At 75.3% G+C, this 3127-nt stretch carries 1 protein-coding gene; it reads right to left on the minus strand.

Features of this window, described 5'->3' with window-relative positions; genetic code table 11:
- On the minus strand, positions 1–3114 hold a 3114-nt coding region (locus ACFPZN_RS55815), incomplete at its 3' end, for an SDR family NAD(P)-dependent oxidoreductase (RefSeq protein ID WP_378293507.1).
- Positions 3115–3127 lie beyond the last annotated feature (13 nt).

Raw genomic sequence — 3127 nt, forward strand, 5'->3', positions numbered from 1 at the left:
CGCCGTCAACCCATTGGACGCACCATCCTGATTCACCGCCGAACCACGCACGATCCCCAAGATCCGCCGACCGTTGCGCTCGGCGTCCGACAACCGCTCCAGCAGCACCAGCCCGACGCCCTCGCCGAAGCCCATCCCGTCGGCGGCCGCCGCGAACGACTTGCAGCGGCCGTCGGACGCCAGCCCGCCCTGCCGGGAGAAGCCGACGAACCCGGCGGGCGAGGCCATCACCATCACGCCGCCCGCCAGCGCCAGATCGCACTCCCCCGACCGCAGGGACTGCGCCGCCAGATGCAACCCGACCAGCGACGATGAACACGCCGTGTCCACCGTGACCGCAGGTCCTTCCAACCCGAACACGTAGGAGACGCGGCCGGACAGCACGCTGGGGAGGTTGCCGGTCATCATGTGCGCTTCGAGCTCGGCGGCGATCTCGCCTCCGCCGCCGCCCTGCGGCGCGGGGTTGGCGCCGATGAAGGTGCCGGTCTGGGAGCCCTTCAGCGACAGCGGGTCGATGCCCGCCCGCTCGAACGTCTCCCACGAGATCTCCAGCAGCAGCCGCTGCTGCGGATCCATGGCGAGCGCCTCACGCGGCGAGATCCCGAACAGCCCGGCGTCGAAGTCCCCGGCGTCGTGCAGGAACCCGGCGTGCCGGACGTGGGAGGTGCCGGGGTGCTCCGGGTCGGGGTGGAAGAGGTCGTCCAGGTTCCAGCCGCGGTCCGGCGGGAACCCGCTGATCGCGTCCCGGCCCGCCGAGACGGCCTCCCACATCCGTTCCGGTGAGGTGATCCCGCCGGGGTAGCGGCAGGCCATGGCGACGATCGCGACCGGCTCGTCGGTGACCGCGGCGGGGCGGGCCCGGTCCGGTTCCGCCGCCTCCGGCCGCAGCACCTCGCCGAGCAGGTGGCGGGCCAGGTCCTCCGCCGAGGAGTGGTCATAGATCACGGTGACGGGCAGCCTGAGGCCGGTGACCTCGTTGAGCCGGTTGCGCAGCTCCACCGCCGACAGCGAGGTGAAGCCGATGTCCTGGAACGCGCGGCGCCGATCGACCTCGTCGCCGCCGGAGTAGCCGAGCACCGCGGCGACGTGCGTCCTGACCAGGTCGAGCACCATCCGCTCCCGGGCCTCCGGCGGCACCGCGGCCAGCCTCCGGTGCAGCGCCGACGCGGCGGCCGGGCGCTCCGCCCCGGCGCGCAGGACGCGCTGCGCGGCGGGCACCGTGGACAGCAGCCGGCTCGGCCGCGCCATGGTGAACAGCGGGACGAAGTTCTCCCACTTCACGTCGGCGATCAGCGGGGTCGTCTCGGCGCGGTCCAGCGCGCGGTGCAGCGCGGCCAGCGCGACGTCGGGGTCCATCGGGGGCAGGCCGTGCCTTGTCTGCCGCTCGCCGACGACCAGTCCTTCCACGATCATCGCGCCGTCCCACATGCCCGGCGTGCTCCACACGCCCCAGGCGACCGACAGGGCGGGCAGGCCGCGGGCGCGGCGGTGCTGCGCGAGCGCGTCGAGGTGGGCGTTGGCCGCGCCGTAGGCGGCGTGCTGCCCGCTGCCCCAGGCGCCGGCCACCGAGGAGAACAGGACGAACGCGTCCAGCTCCAGGTCGGCGGTCAGCTCGTCCAGGTGCACCGCACCCGCGACCTTGGCGCTCATCATCCGCTCGAACTCGGCCGGGGTGGTCGCGGCCAGCGAGTCGATCTCCAGGGCGGCGGCCGCGTGCACGACCGTCCGCAGCGGATGGTCGGCGGTCTGCGCCGCGATGACCTCGGCGAGCGCGGCGCGGTCGGTGACGTCGCAGGCGACCACGGCGCAGGTGGCGCCGAGTTCGCGCAGCCGGTCCCGGAGTTCGGCGGCGCCGTCGGCCTGCGGGCCGCGGCGGCTGGTGAGCACGACATGCTCGGCGCCGCGCAGCACCAGCCAGGTCGCCAGCAGCGTGCCGAGGGCCCCGGTGCCGCCCGTGACCAGCGCGGTGCCGCTGGTCCGCCAGGCCGGCGCGGCCGGGGCCGCGCCGAGACCGGCGGGCACGAGGCGGCGGCCGTGGACGCCGGTTTCGCGGATGGCCGCCTGGTCCTCGTCGTGGGCGCCCGCGAGGAGCCCGGCGAGCAGGTCGGCGGCCCGCTCGTCCACCCGCGCGGGCAGATCGGCCAGGCCGCCCCAGCGCTCCGGGTGCTCCAGCGCGACGACACGGCCGAGGCCCCAGACCTGGGCCTGGGCGGGGTGCGCCACCGGGTCGCCGGGACCCGTCCGCATCGCGCCGCGCGTCACACACCACAGCGGGGCACCGACACCGGCGTCGCCGAGCGCCTGGATCAGCAGCAGGGTGCCCGTCACGCCGGGCGCCGCCGGTACCGGCCCGTCATCGGCGCGCCATGCCTGGAGCGACACCACCCCCCGGACCGCCTCGCCCAGCTCGGTGAGGCGGGCGGCCAGGGCGGCGCGGTCCAGCCCCGCGGCGTCGAGTTCGGCGACCCGCGCGCCGGCGCGCGCCAGCGCGTCGATCACGGTTTCCTCCGCCTGGGCGTCCGCGCCGGCCTCGTGCCGGACGACCAGCCAGGTCCCGGACAGCCGGCCGGAGCCCGAACCGGTGCCCAGGGGGTGCCACTCCACGGCGTACCGCCAGGCGTCGGCTTCGGATTCGGCGGCCAGCCGGCCCCGCCAGGCGGCGAGTCCCGGCAGCAGGTCCTGAACTACGGACGGGTCGGCGCCAAGCCCGGCCGCGAGCGCGTCCACGTCGGCGTCCTCGACTGCCGACCAGAACGTCTCGTCCAGGCCACCGCCGTCCCCTGCCCGCTGCGGCGAGGTGTCCTTCAGCCAGTAGGGGGTGCGCTGGAAGGCGTAGGTGGGCAGGTCGATCGGCTGGCCGGGGGTGATGGGCCAGGTCACGGGCAGCCCGGCCGTCCAGGCTTCGCCCAGGGAACGCAGCAGGCGCGCGGCGCCGCCGTCGTCCCGCCGGAGCGTGCCCACGACACTCGCGGTGACCTCGGCGTTCTCGCATGCCGCCTCGATCCCCGGCGTCAGCACCGGATGACTACTGACCTCGACGAAGCACCGGAACCCCTCTGCCACGAGGTTGCGGACCGCGTCGTGGAAACGGACCTTCTCGCGCAGGTTCCGCACCCAGTAGTCCCCG

It is taken from the genome of Actinomadura rugatobispora, assembly GCF_042656285.1.
Classification (GTDB): Bacteria; Actinomycetota; Actinomycetes; order Streptosporangiales; family Streptosporangiaceae; genus Spirillospora; species Spirillospora rugatobispora.